This window comes from Polaribacter vadi, from assembly GCF_018861005.1.
In the GTDB taxonomy this organism is placed as follows: domain Bacteria; phylum Bacteroidota; class Bacteroidia; order Flavobacteriales; family Flavobacteriaceae; genus Polaribacter; species Polaribacter vadi_A.
In genome coordinates this window covers 77,299-95,344 of sequence record NZ_JAHKQL010000009.1, presented here as the reverse complement: position 1 = coordinate 95,344, position 18,046 = coordinate 77,299, and the positions used below count along the sequence as shown (strand labels likewise).

The window sequence follows — 18,046 nt, the reverse complement described above, 5'->3', positions numbered from 1 at the left end:
AACTCTAATAAGCTTCTGCAATATTTACATAAAAGTTTCCATCAGTTTCGCTACCCATTCCGTAATCGAACCTGATATTTAATTTTTCTTTTTTATCTAACATAAAACGCAAACCTACTCCATAATTCAATTTTATATCATTTAAACTTAAATCTTTAGATTTGTTAAACACGTCTCCTGCTCCTAAAAAAGCAACCATTCCAAATCTGCTATCTTTAAACGTTTTTCTATACTCAACTTGTGCTGCTAATAAATTTTCTTCAATATACCTACCTTCAATATAACCACGCATAATTTCTTCGTTACCAAAAAGCGCCAATTCAGACAAAGGTGTATCTCCATTTGCAAAATGTCCAATAGCTTGAAAAGCCAAAACATCATCATTTTTTTGAGACACTTTTAAATAATGTCTTAAATCGAATCTTGTTAACTCAAATTGATGAGTACCTCCTAAAGCCGTTCCATAAAAACCTCTGGTTAATTCTAAATACCAACCTTTAGAGGCATTTAAAATATTATCTCTACTATCATACAAAGCTGCTAACTCAAAACCGACAGAAGTAGAACCATCAAAACCTGAAGGCTGATTAGTAGCTAATAATTTATTGGGTTCTATTTTAGTTTTATAAATTTTATTATAACGCACACCACCACCTAAAAACAGATAACGTGTAAATGCCTGTTTTAATAAAATAGGTTCGAATAAAAATTGATAATTATCGTAATTTTCTTCGTTTGTTTCTGGTGAATTTTGACCAATTCCATAATACAATCTTGGGTAATTTTGAAAAATTATATTACCTGATATTACCCATTTTTCCTGATTTGTAAAAATCTCGAATCCAGAATATACAAAAAACTGATTTTTAAGCGTATATAACAAAGAAACTGGCATATTAGAAGTTCTTGTTTCTTCTCCACTTCCTTTAAACTTAAATAAATATTTTGCACCAACTCCAAAACCTAAACTCGTTTCTGGTGAGTAACTTAAAATAGGAGCTGTAATAATTTTTGATAAATACAAAGTAGAATCTTTTGCAACTTTATCTTTGTTTGGATAAAAAGTAAAGTATTCTACAAACTTATCTAATCCGCTTTCTTTTTCTTGTGCATTTAAAGGTAAACTTAGAGTTAGAATACAAATTAATAACCCTATTTTCTGTGATATTCTCATTAGTTGATATGTATTAGAAAAAAGTGTTTTTTCTTAAAAAAACAAAAGAACACTTTTATATTGAGTTACAAATTTATTGTTTTCTTATAGCAAGAATGTGCTCTATTGCAGTATATAATACACCATATGCGAAATGAAAGCTAATTTAATTTTTGTTTTTTTTTTAAAGAAATATACTTTGAAAAAAAATCAATTTTATATTTCATAAGAAACTTTTAGCACTTAATTTTGCAGCGTTCTCATAAAGGGGTGCTAAAACTGAATTAAGTTCCAAATTTGATAGATTTTGAAATAAATTCAGCTCAAGCTGAGATCATACCCAATGAACCTAGAACAGGTAATGCTGTTTAGGGATTATATTTTTAACGTCTTTGCAAGGCAATTTATAAAATTACTGTAGTAGTCTAAAAAAAATAGATTACAGCAAAAAATTGCAACGACTTAAATAACTAATTATTCAATATTAAACACAAGAATAATTACCTCTTTTTATTCGTTTTAAATTTTTTAAAATGAAAAAAATTACCTTTTTTTTATTCTTGTTTGCAAATATTATTGCAAACGCCCAATCGTTTACTGTAAAAGGAACTGTTTACGACGAAAACAAAAAACCTTTAGCTGGAGCATCTATTTTAGTTAAAGAAAAGAAACTAGGAACATCAACAGATTTTGATGGTAATTTTAGTTTAAAATTAGCAAAAGGGACTTACACTTTAGAAGTTTCTTTTTTAGGCTACAAAACGATTTCTGATAAAATTATCATCAACCAAAATGAAGCTTATGACATCATTTTAAAACAAGATGAAACTGTTTTGGAAGAAGTTTTAGTATCTGCAGTTCGTGCAAATACAGATGTGCCAGTAACCTTCTCTAATTTATCAAAAAAAGAAATTACAAAACGTAATTTAGGGCAAGACATACCTATTCTATTAAACTATATGCCTTCTGTGGTTTCTTCTTCAGATGCTGGTGCAGGTGTGGGTTATACTTATATGAGCGTTCGTGGTTCTAATGGAGAAAGAATTAATGTAACTGTAAACGGAATTCCTTATAATGATGCAGAAAGTCATGGAACTTTTTGGGTTAATTTGGGTGATTTTGCTTCATCAACTCAAAACTTACAACTGCAAAGAGGTGTAGGTACATCAACCAATGGTTCTGGAGCTTTTGGTGCAAGTTTAAATATTTTAACAGATGCAGTTTCTGATGAAGCTTTTGGAGAAATCTCTAATTCTTTTGGTTCTTACAACACCAGAAAACATACTGTAAAATTTAGTACTGGAAAAATTAACGATCATATAGAAATTGCAGGACGTTTATCTAATATTTCTTCTGATGGTTATATTGATAGAGCTACTTCAGATTTAAAATCTTACTATTTACAAGGTAGTTATACAGATGAAAATACATTAATTAAAGCGATTACTTTTGGCGGAAAAGAAAAAACCTACCAAGCTTGGTATGGTTTAACTGCGGATGAATTAGCTGCAGACAGAAGACAAAATCCGTACACTTATGATAATGAAGTAGATGATTATGGTCAAAATCATTATCAATTGCATTGGAATGAAAAATTAAACGACAATTGGTCTACAAACTTAGGATTAAATTATACAAAAGGATCTGGTTTTTTTGAGCAGTTTGAAGACGATACAGATGAAATAGATTTATATGATGGTATTGTTGTTGCTACAGATTCTTATATTAATGATTGGGGTGAAGTTGTACCAATTACAGATGTAATTAGAAGACGTTGGCTAGAAAATGATTTTTATGTTGTAAATTTTAATACAAATTATAAAACTGATCACTTAAATTTAATTTCAGGAATTTCGTATTCTAATTATACTGGAGATCATTTTGGTGAAGTTATTTGGGCAAAAGAATTATCTGAAAATGCAAATATCAGAGATCGTTATTATTTTTCTGATGCTAAAAAAACAGATTTTTCTGTATTTACAAAAGCTACTTTTGATATTAGCGAAAACCTTGCTGGTTATGCAGATTTACAAGGTAGATTTGTAAATTACGAAACTGCAGGTTTAACTTCTGATAGAGATCCTATAGATGTAGATGCTAGTTTTAGTTTTTTTAATCCTAAATTCGGATTAACCTATAAAATTAACAATAGTAATAAACTATATACTTCTTTTGCTGTGGCAAACAGAGAGCCAAATAGAAACGATTTTGAAGGTGATGTTACAACTCCTGAAAGGTTAAACGATTTAGAATTTGGATGGCGTTTAAACAAACCAACCATTAAACTAAACACTAATATCTACTACATGGATTATAAAAATCAGTTAGTTTTAACTGGTGCTTTAGATGATGTTGGAGCGCCTATTAGAGCTACTTCTGGTAGTAGTTACAGATTAGGTTTAGAAATTGATGCAGATATTAAAATCTCTAATAAATTTTCTATAAAACCAAATGCTGCTTTTAGTTCTAATAAAAACAGAGATTTCTTTGTTACTAGAGATGGAAACGAAAATCCTACTGCATTAGGTAATACAGACATTTCATTTTCGCCTGATGTTGTTGTTGGTAATATGTTGAACTATAATCCTACAGAAAATTTACAAATCTCATTTTTATCAAAATTTGTAGGCAAACAGTTTATGAGCAACTTTAGTAGTGCTATTTCTGAAAATGATGTTTTAGACTCATTTTTTACAAGCGATTTAAACATTGTTTATCAAATAAAACCGAATAAAATCTTTAAATCAATTACGTTAACAGCTTTAGTAAATAATATTTTTGACACGGAATATGTAGATAGAGGTTATTATGGTATTTACGATGATGATTGGTCTGTTGCTGGTGTTACAACTACAGTTGATTATGCAGGTTACTTTCCGCAAGCTACTAGAAACTTTTTAATTGGGGCTACTCTTCGTTTTTAGGTAAAAAAATTTTAAAAATATAAAAGCCGTTTCAAAAAATTTTGAAACGGCTTTTTAATTTTCTTTTTCAGTTAAAAAAAATTAGCTATTTGTATAATCTTCTACTCTTTCATTAATATCTTGTCTTAAATCTTTAAATTCTTTATTTAACTCTTTACAGTTGGCTCTTATTTGTTGAGTAGATTCGTTTAACTCATCAATTAAAACAGTGAATTCTTTTTCTACATCATTTATTTCTTCTTGCACTTCATTGGTTTGCAACCAACTTGGTATAGTTTCTGAGAGATTATTTACAAACTTTTTTAAATAAATAATTCTATTTTTAGATATTTTAAACTCATCATTTTCCATACTTAATAACTGAGCATTTGCCATATTATATGCGTTCCAATTCTCAAAAACAAAGCCATCTTCGTAATTTTTTCTGATAATTTCAGTATCACCATTATCTAATTCTATGTAAACAACATCAGAATTACTTTTTAAATCCGTTTTTTCTTCATTTTTAAAATTACAAGAACTAATAAGTAATATAGCTGCTAATAATATTTTAATTTTATGTTTAGATTTCATTGTTACTATCGTTTTTATTCTATACAAAATTAAAGCATAAACAAACTTAATTTTAGCGCAAATGATTTGATTGTTAACCCAATCAAAAAAACTAAAATTCTTCATTTTTCAATAAAAACTGATTAAAAACGAACAAAAAAACCTGTTTTCTTATTAAAATCGGCTTATTTTATGTAATTTCGAGATCTATGAAAAAATCAAAATTACATCAGCAAAGCACCATTATAAATAATAGAAATGCTGCTGATTTCTCTTCAAATTTTGTTTTCTAGTTTTTCTACATTCTACATCATTAGTTACAATTCATAAACTTTACTAACAAGTTTAATTGTTACAACCTATTTTAAAATTTCACCTTTCAAACATCAAAAAAAAATCTTATTTATGAGACAACTTAAAATTGCAAAACAAGTAACCAATCGTGATGAAAAATCCTTAGAAAAATATTTTCAAGAAATTAGTAAAATAGGATTAATTACGGCTGATGAAGAAGTTGAATTGGCTTTAAAAATAAAAAAAGGAGATGGCAGAGCTTTAGATAAATTGGTAAAAGCAAATTTACGTTTTGTGGTTTCTGTTGCAAAACAATACCAAGGACAAGGTTTAAAATTGTCTGATTTAATTAATGAAGGCAATTTAGGTCTTGTAAAAGCAGCCAAACGTTTTGATGAAACAAGAGGTTTTAAATTTATTTCTTATGCAGTTTGGTGGATTCGTCAATCGATTATGTCTGCTTTAGCAGAACAATCTAGAATTGTGCGTTTGCCTTTAAATAAAATTGGTAGCATTAGTAAAATTAAAAAAGTATACTCTAAATTAGAACAACAAAACGAAAGAATACCAACTTATGTAGAGATTGCAAATGAGTTAGATACTACTGTAAGTAGTGTTACACAATCTATGAAAAATTCTGGCAAACACCTTTCTATGGATGCGCCTTTTAAAGATGGTGAAGATACAAATTTATATAATGTTTTAAAGACAAATGAGTTTCCAAGACCCGATAAAAAGTTAATGAAAGAGTCTTTAAATACAGATATTGAAAGGGCTTTAAATATACTTACTCAAAAAGAAGCTAAGGTAATTAAAATGTTTTTTGGTTTAGGCAACTACAAACCTACTAGTTTAAGTGAAATTGGAGAAACATTCGATTTAACTAGAGAACGTGTAAGACAAGTAAAACAAAGAGCTATTAAACGTTTGAAAAACAAATATAAAACAGAGGTTTTACGTTATTATTTAGGGTAGACAAAAAGTAAGCAACCAAAAAATATCTAAGTAAAATACAATATATTTGTTTATAGAAATTAAATTGTTAGAAATTTGAAAATATTAACTTTATGAAACCAAAATATCTTGTATTAGTTTTAATATTCCTGATTTTTAATTGTGAAAAGAAAAACGGAATCGATACTTTAAATTCAGAAAACTGGTCGAAGCGAAAAATAAATCATGTTTTAAACGATTCTTTAGAATATGGAAAATCTTACCTTTCTATTTATTCTGAAATTTATAGTTTTACTGATAGTAAAAAAATAAGTTTAACATCGATGATAAGCATAAGAAATACAAGCGATTTAGATACCATTTATCTTTTAAAAGCCGAATATTTTGATACTGAAGGCAAATCGATTCGAAAATATTTTGATTATCCTATTTTTATTGCTCCATTAGAAACCACAGAAATCATAATTGGAGAAAAAGACGTAACTGGTGGTACTGGTTCTAATTTTATTTTTGAGTGGAAAAAGCAAAAAAACACACCAGAACCTATTTTTGAAGCAGTAATGACATCAACAATGAGTCAACAAGGGTTATCTTTTACAACACAAGCTAAACGAATTAAATAAACTAAAATGGCAGAATTTTTAACAACCATATTTTTTGTATTTGCTGTAATAGATCCTATAGGAACTATACCTGTTTACCTAGAAGCTACCAAAGAATTCGATTTAAAATACAAGAAAAAAATTGCTATTCGTGCTTCTGTAATTGCATTTTTAATTCTTTTATTTTTTATTGTAATTGGGCAATTGATTCTAGAAGGTATGTCTGTTTCTTTAGATGCTTTTCAAATTTCTGGTGGTGTAATTTTATTCTTATTTGCATTAACAATGATTTTTGGTGATGGCAAACCTGAACTAGAAAAAAGTGGAATTACTGATTATAAACATGTTACTATTTTCCCTATTGCAATACCATCTATGGCATCTCCAGGAGCAATTATGGCTGTTGTTTTAATGACTGATAATCATCTTTATACAATTCAACAACAAGTTATAACAACTGCAATTGTTTTATTGGTAATTGGTATTACTTGTATAATTCTTTTGGGTGCAAATTTGTTGCAAAAACGAATTGGAAACTATGGGATTACAGTAATTAGTAAAATTATGGGATTAATTTTAGCAGCTTATGCAGTACAAAGTATATTAACTGGTATTACAAGCTATTTCACCAACTTATAATAAATTACAATTACACCAACTCTTCTATAAATTGCTCTATAGAAACTGCATCATCTACAGAAAAATCACCAATTTTAGTTCTTCTTAAGACTGATAAATGTCCGCCAGAATTTAGTGCTTTCCCAAAATCGTAAGCTAAAGAACGAATGTAAGTTCCTTTGCTACAAACCACTCTAAAATCTACATTTGGTAAATTAATGTTTGTAATTTCGAATTCAGAAATGGTTATTTCTCTTGATTTTATTTCGGTAGTTTCACCTTTTCTAGCCAATTCATATAAACGTTTTCCGTCTTTTTTTATAGCAGAAAAAATTGGTGGTTTTTGCTGAATATTACCAATAAATTGATGGGTAGTTTCTTTTAATAGAGCTTCAGTAATATGCTCTATAGCAAAAGTCTCGTTAACCTCAGTTTCTAAATCGTAACTTGGTGTTGTTGCTCCTAAAGTTATAGTGCCTGTATATTCTTTAATTTGACCTTGATAAGTGTTAATTTCTTTAGTTTGCTTACCTGTACAAATAATTAATAAACCAGTCGCAAGCGGATCTAAAGTACCTGCATGACCCACTTTTATTTTTTTGATATTAAAGCGTTGCTTAATATGCCAACGTAATTTATTTACAACTTGAAAAGAGGACCAAGTTAAAGGTTTATCAACCAATAAAACTTGACCGTTTTTAAAATCTTCTTCTGTTCTTATCATTAAAAAATAAAGCGTTTCTTACTTTGGATAATCAGTTTAACACTAAATGAACATCAACCTAAATTAGTTAAAAAGTGCATAACCAATGGCAATTACACCAACTACTGCACAGTAAATTGAAAAGTAAGATAATTTACTTTTCTTAACCAAAGCAATCATCCATTTACATGCTAAAATACCTGCTAAAAATGCAGCTATAAAACCTGCTGAAATTGGTAACATTTCTGATGATTGGAAATTTAAATCGCCACTTAAAACATCTTTACCAATCTTTCCAAAAATTAAAGGAACAACCATTAAAAATGAAAATTTTGCTGCTCTAGTTCTGTCTATACCTAATAAAACTGAAGTAGAAATAGTTGCACCAGATCTAGAAATACCTGGCAACATTGCAATTGCTTGAGAAACACCTATTATAACAGAATTTACAAAAGACACTTCTTTATTGGTGTTTTTTGCCTTGTCTGCAAGTAATAAAAGTAAAGCTGTAACTAACAACATTACACCTACTAATAATATTTTACCACCAAAAAAAGACTCTAATTGCTCTTCAAAAAGTAAACCCACAATAACTGCAGGAATCATAGAAATTATGATTTTTAAAGAAAATTTTAATTCATCATTCCATTTAAATTGGAATAATCCTTTAAAAATTTCTGCCACTTCTTTTCTAAAGATAACCAAAGTACTTAATGCTGTAGCAAAATGCAAAACTACTGTAAAGGTTAAACTTTCTTCTGGTACTGATGTATCACCTAAAATAGCTTTTGCTAATTCTAAATGACCACTAGATGATACTGGTAAAAATTCTGTTAACCCTTGGATAACTCCAAGAATTATTGCTTCTAAAACATCCATAGCTTATTTTTTTGGGTCTACTAATATTGCATAAATTTCTATTCCTAATCCTATAATTACTAAAGTTGGCGCTAAACGAATTCGTTGCCAATTGTATATTTCTTCATTGAAAACGTTAGGATCATCACTACCTCCACCAGACATAAAAATAAAACCTAAAGTAATAAAAACAATACCTATAAGCATAATGATATAGTTCTTTTTGCCGAATAAAAATTCTTGATCTTGATTGATTTCTTTTTTCATATTTTTTAATAATAAAGTTCGTCTGTTTTTAGATTCAGAAAACGTTGTGTTGCAAAAAATGTACTAATCCAAGTTATTATAAATGCTGATAAAAGCACACCTACTGCAATATATCCTAAAGTAATATAATCTTCTAAAAACTGTAAACTTGGTATGTATTTATCTAAATAATATACAACAACTCCTAAACCTGCTAAAGCTATAATTGCCCCAATCATCCCTAATTTTATACTTCTCCAAATAAATGGTCTACGAATAAAACTTTTGGTTGCACCCACCATTTGCATGGTTTTAATATTAAATCGTTTCGAATAAATTGATAATCTAATTGAACTGTTAATTAATATCATTGCAATTAAGCTAAAAAATCCGCTTAAAACTAAAAGCCAAAAACTAATTCTGTTAATGTTTTTAGTTAACAAATTAATTAAAGGTTTATCGTAAGAAACATCAGCAACAAAGGCATTTTTAGAAAATCTTTGTTCTAACTCTGTAATTTTTTCTGGAGTAACAAAATCTGCTTTCAGGTAAATATCTATTCCGTTTTTTAAAGGATTTTCTCCTAAAAACTCTAAAAAATCTTCACCAATTTCTTCGCTATATTTTTTTGCTGCTTGTGCTTTGCTTGTATAAATTGCCTTTTTTGTGAATTCTTCTGTTAATAGAGATTCTCTAAAGGTTTTTATTTGTTTTTGAGTTACGTTATCTTTTATAAAAAGTGTAATAGCTACTTTTTCTTTAACGTAGTTAGCAGCTTTTGTAGATTTTAGTAATATCAACCCTAGAACACCTACCATAAAAAGCACCAAGGCAATACTAATTACAACTGAAATGTAAGAAGATGTTAAGCGTCTTTTTTGATAAGAGTCAAATTTTGATGACATTAATTAACTGTTAAAAATCGTTGCAAGATAATAATTACGTTTCAGTTGATAGTAAGAGTTTGCAGTATTTTAACTAATTGATTTCTTGGCACAATTCTATAAGAACTCCATTTGTACTTTTTGGATGCAAAAAAGCAACTAATTTGTTGTCTGCACCTTTTTTGGGAGTTTCGTTTAAGATGATAAAACCTTCGTTTTTTAATCTTTTTATTTCTGAAACAATATCGTTTACTGCAAAAGCTATATGATGAATTCCTTCTCCTTTTTTATCGATAAATTTTGCAATAGGACTTTCTGCATTCGTTGCCTGTAACAACTCTATTTTATTAGGACCTGTTTTAAAGAAAGAGGTTTTTACGCCTTCTGATAAAACTTCTTCTGTTTTATAATGCTTTTCACCAAAAAGCGCTGCAAATAGCTGATTCGATTTCTCTAAATCTTTTACAGCAATTCCTATATGTTCTATTTTATCCATTTTGTAAAAATAAAAAAACCAGTAAACTTAATTACTGGTTCTTTATTATTTTAAAAAACTAAAGGATTAGTTTCCTGAAATTTTTACATTATCTACTTGAAAAGTAGTTGTAACTCCATTATCTGCACCAACATATCTAAAGGCAACATGTAATTTACCTGTTAAACAAGATATGTTTATAGAACCTGAACTAGAAAAAGAATTATAACCAGAAGTTGGTCCTGAAGATAAATCTGCATCAACTTTTAACCAAGTTGCTGTTGTTACATCTCCTGTAAAATCTGAAGAAACAAATGCTGTAAGTGCAGCACCATTATCATAACCTGTATTTGTTTCAAATGTTAACTCTTCATCAGTTGTTGAATCTAAATCTACTTCTGGCGTAACTAACCAAACTTCTAAAGGAGACTCATCACTATTATATGCACTTATTTGCACATATCTGTTACCACTAAAACTTGTAGAAGAATAAAGAGTACTACCTCCATTTACGTTTACATTTGTCCATCCTGCAGCAGTTAAAGCAGTTGCAGAAGAAATGCTTTCAAAATCTTCTTCTAATAAAATTGTACTACCACCAACAGTACCTGTACATTCTAAAACTGGAGGATCACATCTAGCATCATCTGTAAAATCCATATCAGATGGTTTATTTACAACAGCTACTAAAAATTCAGATGCATAATCTTTAGATAAAACTCCTGTAAAAGAACCTTTACCTTGAGGTACTAAATTCGATTTAAAACTAGCAAAAGTACTTGTTTGTAGTTGAATTGTAGCTTCTGTATCGCACTCAAAAATAGTTCTAAAACCATCATACTCGTCACTAGATTCACCAGCAAAAGTTTTAGCTACATCAGATTTTAAGAATTGAGCAGAAGGTAATTGAATCATTGTATTTATGTGTGCATCTGTAATATCTGCTAATTGAATTGAAGTTGGCACAATATCTACTGTTGTAGCAGATCTCCAAATATGGTTTTCAATTTCTGTTGATGGTATATCATCTACTTGATCACCTGCTAAAACACCTAAAACGTATTTACCCAAAACATCGTTTGTTGGGTTTATCCAACTAGCGCTTTCTCCATCATCATAAGAAACAGATAAACCATCTAATTTAATATAAATTTTTCTACCTACTTCGTAAGTTTCACCTAATGAAGTTTGGTTTAATACAATTTCTATACCTGCTGTTGGGTTTTCTGGATTGTCTTGTACAATTAACTTTTTGTAAAAATTACCTGTTGCATCACTAGAAACAACATAAGCTTCTACATAAGTAGGGTTGTCTTCATTTTCATAAAAAGTATATGTAATATCTCCTGTAGAGTTGTACTCTTGTTGTAACGCTGTTTGAATGGCTAAAACTGAAGAATTAACTGTAATATCTGGTTCTACTACAGATACGTTTGGCACTGCAAAATCGCCATCTTCTACACAAGAAAATATTGTTAAGGCCACCATTATTAATGATAAAAAGCCGTAAATTTTATTTGTTTTCATAATTGTATTTATTAATTATTTTTTTATTTTTTATTTAAAATCTGTAGCTTAAGTTTAAGAAGTAATTTGTTCCTCTACCAAACCAATATTTGTTTCCAAAAACAGGTGTATCTAATTCTTTATCTGCTTTTAGTTCTCTATAATTTGCATTTCTACCTTGCTCAAAACCACCTGATTTGTACTCAGTGTTAAAAATATTACCAATACTAGCAAAAAGGCTAATGTATTGATTACCTATTTTCCAAGATTTACCACCAATCATATTTACTACCATATAATTATCAAACTTTTCTTGTTGTAACAATTCTCTAGCAATATCTTCATCATAATCGTTAAAAGGAACTCCTCCATCATCTGCAAAGTTAGATGTTCTTGTTAAAGGAGCTATATCTACATAAACATTATCGAAAAAGTTTGCAGTTGCACCTACAAACCAATAATCTGGATCTCTATATTCAAAACCAACTGAATAAGCTGTTTGTGGACCAGCTGCTAATTTGTAATTTTTAAGATTGGCTTCACCAAAATCTTTACGACCATCTACAAAACCTGCTTCTTGAGAACGAGTATTGTTTTCTGTAGTTAAGTATAAATTTGGATTATTATCATAAGTGTACTGACCAATATTACCTGCTGCTTTTAATTTAATAGTTGGTGTAACTTGTGCTTCTATACCAAATTCTGCTCCAAAATTCTTCTTATCAATACCTGATAAAACTTCTTGTACAAAGGCTGTATTGTCTCCTCCAATTCCATCAGCAAAGAAAAAAGAAATTTCTGTTGCATCTTGGGATTTAATATAATAACCTGTTAATTTAGCTTGAATAATTGGCCCCCTAAAAATGTAACTAATATCTGTAGCAAGTACTTTTTCGCTTGTTAAATTGTCTACAGTACTATTATTTTCTCTTGAGTTAGAAAATGAGTTTCTTAAATTAGGTGCTTTTGTTAAATAACCTGCATTAAAATCAAGTAAATGACGCCCTGTAAATTTATAGGTAAAACCTCCTTTTGCTCCGTAATTAGAAAAAGATAATTCATCAGATTTACCTAAAGAATTGTCTGCAAAACCTCCATTTTGGAATAACCCTTCTCTTTGGTGTGTAGTTCTTGATACATTTGCAGCTAAATAAAAATCTACTTTATTATATTTAAATTGCCCTTGAACAAAAGCATCAATTACACTTGAGTTTAAATCGAAGTTGTATTTAAATTTATCTCCTTCTCCTACAACATTTAAAGGGTTTAATAAATCATTCTGTTTCTCATCGAAAGAATCTGCAAAAGAATCTGCATCTAAATAACCTGTACCACCCAATAAATCGATTACTTCTGCAAAGTTTTCAGATTTTAATTGTGTGTATTGCAACCTTCCATTTATAGTAACGTTATCAGAAACTTCGTGTGCAAGAATACTATTAATTGTTAGTTGCTTATCATCATTTCTGTCTTCATATAAAACATAAGAAGAATTACCACCATTTGCAGGGTTTAAATTAGCATTATATAAACTATCCCAATCTAATTGGCCATCATTTAAAAAGTTTTGCTGAATACCGTAAATATTAGAATAACCTTGTCTTAAACCGTAACTTGGTAATTTTTGGTAATATGTAGGATCTGGATTAGATGCACCAAGATTTACAATATATGGGTTTCCATTACCATCAACAGCAGTTCCATCTACTCTAGTTCCATTATTATCTATTCTACTATTACCAGTTCTACCAAATTGATAAGAAACATTTGTATTTATAGATGTTTTATCACTTAAAGTCCAATAATGATTCAACATTAAAATTGGTTCAAAGACCTCTTTTATACGAGAGTTTCTCATTTGTCCATTTTGATATCCCCAGTACGAATTGTATGCGATACCTTTTAAATCAAAAACTTCTTGTGTTTGCGGAGCTGATTTACCTCTTCTATTAAAAGCACTTATAGAAGTAAAATTGATACTATGTTTTTCATTGAATTTCTTTTCTACGGATGCAAACATAGAAATTGCATTATAACTTGTACCATCTACAAAACCCTCTAAAGCAGATCTTCTACTTGCTGCAACTGTGTAAGCCCAACCATCTTGAGACAAACCAGAAGAATGAGTAACCATAAGTCTGTGAGCATAACTTCTGTTAGATGAAGAATAAGAAACTCTTGTACCTGCTCTTTGTTCTGCTGCTCTAACATTTATATTTGTAGAACCTAACACACCACCAAATGTATATGCAGAAGGTGTTAAACCATTGCTAAATTCTTGATTTCTTAAAACATCGTTTAAACCACCCCAGTTACTCCATTGTGGTCTTCCACTATAGAGCTTATTCATATCTAAACCGTTTATAAGCACTTTACCATTTTCTGAATCTAAACCTTTAATTCTAAAAAATGAAGAACTAAACTCATAAGCTGCAGTTCTTAAATAAAGATCTCTAGAAGCTTGTAATAAACCAGAAATATTATCTGCAGCACTTGCATCATCATTTAATTCATCGTCTGTGATGGTAATTAAACTTAAATCTTGATCTACAGTAATATCTTTATATAGTAGAATACTCCCTAAATCTATTGTTTTGCCATTTAGTTCTATAGGAAAATTTTGAGTTTCATAACCTAATAATTTTACCTCTAAGATATAAGTTCCATTTGGTATGCTTTCTATTACAAATACACCATCAGAACCAGTTTCTTGATTATAATTAGTATTTATAACGCTTACCAAAACACTAGCTAGAGGATTTTCGGAATCGCTATCTGCAACAACTCCTTTTACAATATTCTGTGCATTTATTCCGCAAAGCAAGAATAATGACATAAATATTGATAAAATATTTTTTTTCATAAATGTTTGATTATATTTCGTTATTTTTTTTGTTAAAAACGGGTGTAAATTTAAGAAATTTTAAGAAATTCTAATGTTAACATAACATTATATAATTTTTGGCTTAAAATTTGTTTCATAAATTTGCAAATCTAAATATAACCATAATGAATAAATATTTATCTTTTTTTGCAATTCTTTTTTTAACTGTTTCTATTTCTTTTTCTCAAAGTAAAGGGAAACAATACAATATTAGAACACTTGCTTTCTATAATTTAGAAAATCTTTTTGATACCATTAATGATACTACTATTAATGATGAAGCTAGCCCAATGATGGAATTAAAAGCAAACCGATCTAAAGTATATTGGGACAAGATTGACAAATTAGGTTCTGTTATAGTACAAATTGGTGCAGATAAAGCAAAAACTAGCCCTGCTATTATAGGTGTTTCTGAAGTAGAAAACCTAAGTGTTTTAGAAGATTTAGTAAAATCTGAACGTTTAAGAAAAAAAGGATATGGCATTATACATTACGATTCGCCAGACAAACGTGGAATTGATGTAGCTTTATTATATCAAAAAAGATATTTTAAACCTGTTTTTCACGAAGCTTTTAACCCTAAAATTTACAGAAATAATTTTCCTGTTTATACAAGAGATCAATTATTAGTTTCTGGTTATTTAGATGATGAACTTATTCATGTTATTGTAAACCATTGGCCTTCTAGAAGTGGTGGTGAAGCAAAAAGTAGACCTTTACGTGAAAAAGCAGCATTTCAAAACACAAAAATTATTGCGCAAGTACGTGAAAAAGACCCAAATGCAAAAATTATAATTATGGGAGATTTTAATGACGACCCAATAAATTCTAGTTTTAAAAAAGTTTTAAAAACAAAAGCTAAAAAGAAAAATGTAGACTCTTTAGATATTTATAATCCTTATGAAGAATTACATAGAAGAGGTTTTAATACTTTAGCATATAGAGATAATTTAAATCTTTTTGATATGATTTTAATTTCTTCTCCTCTTTTAGATAAAGGCGAAAAAGATTTTTCTGATTACAAAATGTTTCAAGCAAAAATTTTTAATAAACGTTTTTTAAGTGGTAAAAAAGGTCAATATAAAGGTTACCCTTTCAGAAGTTTTTCTAACGGAGGTTATACTGGTGGTTATTCTGATCATTTTCCTGTATATATGTATTTGATTAAAGAGAAAAAGTAATAGAAAATTTACTATTTATCTCTTTAAACAAAAAAACTTATTAAATGGCTGGAGAAACAAATTTATCTGAATTAATAAAAAGTATGTCTCCAAAATTAAATGATGGAGATTATATATTTTCTACTATTAAAGACATTACTAAAATTAATAGAAAAGATACCATTTGCGAGTTTAAAGAAATAGAGGGAACAACTATAGTTATTGAAAAAGAAAAAGCTGACAAACTAAACCTAAACTATGAATATATTGCTTCTTGGATTACTTTAAATATTCACTCTTCTTTAGATGCTGTAGGTTTAACTGCAATATTTTCATCAGAATTAGCAAAAAACAATATTAGTTGTAATGTAATTGCTGGTTATTATCACGATCATATTTTTGTTGATAAAAAAGACTCTGAAAAAGCTATTAAAATTTTAAATGCACTATCAAATAAAGAACAATAACACATCTATCTTAAAAAAAAACCTCCTTTTAAAGTGCATAAAAGGAGGTTTTTGTTTGTGTAAATATTATCAACAATCTATTACAAAAGATAATCAGTACTAATAAAGTTAGACGCTTTTTTATCTAATAATTCTTCTAAAATTGCATTGTTGTATTCTGTGTCTTTAGATGCTACAAAAGTTCTAATTGAAAAAGAACGTAAAGCATCATGCACACTTAAAGTACCTACAGCAGAATCTTTTCTACCTGTAAAAGGATATACATCTGGCCCTCTTTGTGCAGCACTATTTAAATTAACTCTACATACCAAGTTAACAAGTGTATCAATTAAAGGTGCTAAAGTTTTTACTTCGCTACCAAAAACACTTACTTGTTGTCCGTAATTCGATTCAGCCATATCATCTAAAGGTTCTTGAATATTTTTAAAAGAAACTACAGGAATTACAGGTCCAAATTGCTCTTCTTGATATACTCTCATATCTTTAGAAACAGGGTATAAAACTGCTGGAAAAATATAATTTTCAGTTGTTTTCCCTCCTTTTTTATTGATAACCTTTGCTCCCTTTTCAGTAGCATCATCTATCAATTCTTGAATATAAGCTGGTTTTCCTGGTTCTGGTAAAGGTGTTAATTTCACACCATCTTCCCAAGGATTTCCAAACTTTAAAGCATCTACTCTTTCTGCAAAACGCTTTTTAAATTTATCTACAATATGCTCATGTACATACAATACTTTTAAAGCTGTACATCTTTGGCCGTTAAAAGACGTAGAACCAGTAATACATTCATTTATTGCTAAATCTAAATCTGCATCTGGCAAAACAATTCCTGGATTTTTAGCCTCTAGACCTAAAACCAATCTCAATCTATTTTTATAAGGATGATTTGCCTGAATTGCATTTGCAGATTTACTATTACCAATTAAAGCTAAAACATCAACCTTACCAGTTTTCATTATAGGAGTTGCCAAAACACGGCCTCTACCATAAATAATATTTACAACACCTTCTGGAAAAGAGTTTTGAAATGCTTCCATTAATGGAGATAATAATAAAACCCCATGTTTTGCTGGTTTAAAAACAGTTGTATTACCCATAATTAAAGCAGGAATTAACAAAGCAAAAGTTTCGTTTAAAGGATAGTTATAAGGTCCTAAACACAAAACTACACCTAATGGTCCACGTCTTACATGTGCATAAACTCCACTATTTTTTTGAAATTTAGCAGAATCACGATCCATTTGTTTGTAATCTTCTATAGTATCGTAAATGTACTCTATTGTTCTGTCGAATTCTTTTTCAGAATCTGGCAGTGCCTTACCAATTTCCCACATTAACAATTTTACAACCTCATCTCTTTTGGTTTTCATTTGCTCTGCAAACTCTTCCATACAAGCAATTCTGTCTGCAACACGCATTGTAGGCCATAAACCCTGCCCTTTATCATAAGCTCTATAAGCAGAATCTAATGCTTCTATAGCTTGATCTCCAGTTAAATTAGGTACAGTACCCAACAAAGTTGGTTTATATTTTTCTGTTGATGAAATAGAGGAATATACTTCAGAAAATTCTCCTTTCCATTCTTTTAATTCACCACTAACTAAATATGTTTTTTGGTGTTTTAATTCCGAAATTTTAAACTTTTCTGGAATTTCTTTGAAATTGTTTTTCATTTGAAATATTTAAATTTTATACAAAATTTGAAATAATTTTATATAACGAATTTAGCAAAAATTAGCGCCATCTGTTCTTTTTTGAATCTAAAA

The 18,046-nt window shown here is 29.1% G+C and carries 16 protein-coding genes; 6 read left to right on the top strand and 10 right to left on the bottom strand.

Annotated features, from left to right (window positions below; translation table 11 throughout):
- Nucleotides 1-4: 4 nt before the first annotated feature.
- Nucleotides 5-1,174 carry a BamA/TamA family outer membrane protein gene (locus KO506_RS06710; RefSeq protein WP_215994129.1) on the bottom strand — a complete coding sequence of 390 codons (1,170 nt, stop codon included), beginning with the start codon at nt 1,172-1,174 and terminating at the stop codon, nt 5-7.
- A gap of 512 nt (nt 1,175-1,686) precedes the next feature.
- On the opposite strand from KO506_RS06710, the gene KO506_RS06705 reads away from it, so the two are divergent.
- On the top strand, nt 1,687-4,077 hold the full coding sequence (locus KO506_RS06705; protein WP_215994128.1) for a TonB-dependent receptor: 2,391 nt from the start codon (nt 1,687-1,689) through the stop codon (nt 4,075-4,077).
- An 81-nt stretch (nt 4,078-4,158) separates the two neighbouring features.
- Here KO506_RS06705 and KO506_RS06700 read toward each other — a convergent pair whose 3' ends face one another.
- Entirely contained in the window at nt 4,159-4,650 is a 492-nt protein-coding gene (locus KO506_RS06700) for a hypothetical protein (protein ID WP_215994127.1), read from the bottom strand.
- A 384-nt stretch (nt 4,651-5,034) separates the two neighbouring features.
- On the opposite strand from KO506_RS06700, the gene KO506_RS06695 reads away from it, so the two are divergent.
- The 3 genes from KO506_RS06695 to KO506_RS06685 all read left to right on the top strand — a co-directional run bounded on the left by KO506_RS06695 (nt 5,035) and on the right by KO506_RS06685 (nt 7,118).
- Nucleotides 5,035-5,898 (top strand): sigma-70 family RNA polymerase sigma factor, encoded by an 864-nt coding sequence (locus tag KO506_RS06695; RefSeq protein WP_215994126.1) that lies wholly within the window; start codon nt 5,035-5,037, stop codon nt 5,896-5,898.
- Nucleotides 5,899-5,990: 92 nt separating this feature from the next.
- Nucleotides 5,991-6,500, top strand: a complete 510-nt coding sequence (locus KO506_RS06690; RefSeq protein ID WP_215994125.1) for a DUF3124 domain-containing protein — start codon at nt 5,991-5,993, stop codon at nt 6,498-6,500.
- Nucleotides 6,501-6,506: 6 nt separating this feature from the next.
- Nucleotides 6,507-7,118: a MarC family protein gene (locus KO506_RS06685; RefSeq protein ID WP_215994124.1), complete on the top strand. Its 612-nt coding sequence runs from the start codon at nt 6,507-6,509 to the stop codon at nt 7,116-7,118.
- Nucleotides 7,119-7,128: 10 nt separating this feature from the next.
- Here the strand turns inward: KO506_RS06685 and truB are convergent, their stop codons facing one another.
- The 7 genes from truB to KO506_RS06650 all read right to left on the bottom strand — a co-directional run bounded on the left by truB (nt 7,129) and on the right by KO506_RS06650 (nt 14,632).
- Complete coding sequence (truB, locus tag KO506_RS06680) at nt 7,129-7,821, bottom strand: tRNA pseudouridine(55) synthase TruB (RefSeq protein WP_215994123.1); 693 nt, start codon at nt 7,819-7,821, stop codon at nt 7,129-7,131.
- Nucleotides 7,822-7,884: 63 nt separating this feature from the next.
- The gene (locus KO506_RS06675; RefSeq protein ID WP_215994122.1) at nt 7,885-8,679 is read right to left on the bottom strand and encodes an undecaprenyl-diphosphate phosphatase; all 795 of its coding nucleotides are present in this window, start codon (nt 8,677-8,679) and stop codon (nt 7,885-7,887) included.
- Between the two features lie 3 nt (nt 8,680-8,682).
- Nucleotides 8,683-8,925: a DUF3098 domain-containing protein gene (locus KO506_RS06670; RefSeq protein WP_215994121.1), complete on the bottom strand. Its 243-nt coding sequence runs from the start codon at nt 8,923-8,925 to the stop codon at nt 8,683-8,685.
- 5 nt (nt 8,926-8,930) lie between these two features.
- A complete protein-coding gene (locus KO506_RS06665; RefSeq protein WP_215994120.1) occupies nt 8,931-9,809 on the bottom strand; it encodes a cell division protein FtsX in 879 nt (292 codons plus the stop codon).
- A 73-nt stretch (nt 9,810-9,882) separates the two neighbouring features.
- A complete protein-coding gene (mce, locus tag KO506_RS06660) occupies nt 9,883-10,284 on the bottom strand; it encodes a methylmalonyl-CoA epimerase (protein WP_215994119.1) in 402 nt (133 codons plus the stop codon).
- Nucleotides 10,285-10,350: 66 nt separating this feature from the next.
- Entirely contained in the window at nt 10,351-11,790 is a 1,440-nt protein-coding gene (locus KO506_RS06655) for a DUF5689 domain-containing protein (RefSeq protein WP_215994118.1), read from the bottom strand.
- 34 nt (nt 11,791-11,824) lie between these two features.
- Complete coding sequence (locus tag KO506_RS06650; protein WP_215994117.1) at nt 11,825-14,632, bottom strand: carboxypeptidase-like regulatory domain-containing protein; 2,808 nt, start codon at nt 14,630-14,632, stop codon at nt 11,825-11,827.
- Nucleotides 14,633-14,778: 146 nt separating this feature from the next.
- Between KO506_RS06650 and KO506_RS06645 the strand changes: the two genes are divergently transcribed.
- Both KO506_RS06645 and KO506_RS06640 read left to right on the top strand, forming a co-directional pair.
- A complete protein-coding gene (locus tag KO506_RS06645) occupies nt 14,779-15,834 on the top strand; it encodes an endonuclease/exonuclease/phosphatase family protein (RefSeq protein WP_215994116.1) in 1,056 nt (351 codons plus the stop codon).
- Nucleotides 15,835-15,878: 44 nt separating this feature from the next.
- A complete protein-coding gene (locus KO506_RS06640; RefSeq protein WP_215994115.1) occupies nt 15,879-16,280 on the top strand; it encodes an ACT domain-containing protein in 402 nt (133 codons plus the stop codon).
- 80 nt (nt 16,281-16,360) lie between these two features.
- Here the strand turns inward: KO506_RS06640 and KO506_RS06635 are convergent, their stop codons facing one another.
- On the bottom strand, nt 16,361-17,953 hold the full coding sequence (locus tag KO506_RS06635; RefSeq protein WP_215994114.1) for an NADP-dependent glyceraldehyde-3-phosphate dehydrogenase: 1,593 nt from the start codon (nt 17,951-17,953) through the stop codon (nt 16,361-16,363).
- Nucleotides 17,954-18,046: the final 93 nt, after the last annotated feature.

Bases quoted from the DNA above. Each gene is read 5' to 3' on its own strand.
- KO506_RS06645 (WP_215994116.1), top strand. From the start codon at position 14,779: ATGAATAAATATTTATCTTTTTTTGCAATTCTTTTTTTAACTGTTTCT.
- KO506_RS06700 (WP_215994127.1), bottom strand. From the start codon at position 4,650: ATGAAATCTAAACATAAAATTAAAATATTATTAGCAGCTATATTACTT.
- KO506_RS06685 (WP_215994124.1), top strand. From the start codon at position 6,507: ATGGCAGAATTTTTAACAACCATATTTTTTGTATTTGCTGTAATAGAT.
- KO506_RS06705 (WP_215994128.1), top strand. From the start codon at position 1,687: ATGAAAAAAATTACCTTTTTTTTATTCTTGTTTGCAAATATTATTGCA.
- KO506_RS06675 (WP_215994122.1), bottom strand. From the start codon at position 8,679: ATGGATGTTTTAGAAGCAATAATTCTTGGAGTTATCCAAGGGTTAACA.
- truB (WP_215994123.1), bottom strand. From the start codon at position 7,821: ATGATAAGAACAGAAGAAGATTTTAAAAACGGTCAAGTTTTATTGGTT.
- mce (WP_215994119.1), bottom strand. From the start codon at position 10,284: ATGGATAAAATAGAACATATAGGAATTGCTGTAAAAGATTTAGAGAAA.
- KO506_RS06635 (WP_215994114.1), bottom strand. From the start codon at position 17,953: ATGAAAAACAATTTCAAAGAAATTCCAGAAAAGTTTAAAATTTCGGAA.
- KO506_RS06665 (WP_215994120.1), bottom strand. From the start codon at position 9,809: ATGTCATCAAAATTTGACTCTTATCAAAAAAGACGCTTAACATCTTCT.
- KO506_RS06670 (WP_215994121.1), bottom strand. From the start codon at position 8,925: ATGAAAAAAGAAATCAATCAAGATCAAGAATTTTTATTCGGCAAAAAG.
- KO506_RS06640 (WP_215994115.1), top strand. From the start codon at position 15,879: ATGGCTGGAGAAACAAATTTATCTGAATTAATAAAAAGTATGTCTCCA.
- KO506_RS06695 (WP_215994126.1), top strand. From the start codon at position 5,035: ATGAGACAACTTAAAATTGCAAAACAAGTAACCAATCGTGATGAAAAA.
- KO506_RS06710 (WP_215994129.1), bottom strand. From the start codon at position 1,174: ATGAGAATATCACAGAAAATAGGGTTATTAATTTGTATTCTAACTCTA.
- KO506_RS06650 (WP_215994117.1), bottom strand. From the start codon at position 14,632: ATGAAAAAAAATATTTTATCAATATTTATGTCATTATTCTTGCTTTGC.
- KO506_RS06655 (WP_215994118.1), bottom strand. From the start codon at position 11,790: ATGAAAACAAATAAAATTTACGGCTTTTTATCATTAATAATGGTGGCC.
- KO506_RS06690 (WP_215994125.1), top strand. From the start codon at position 5,991: ATGAAACCAAAATATCTTGTATTAGTTTTAATATTCCTGATTTTTAAT.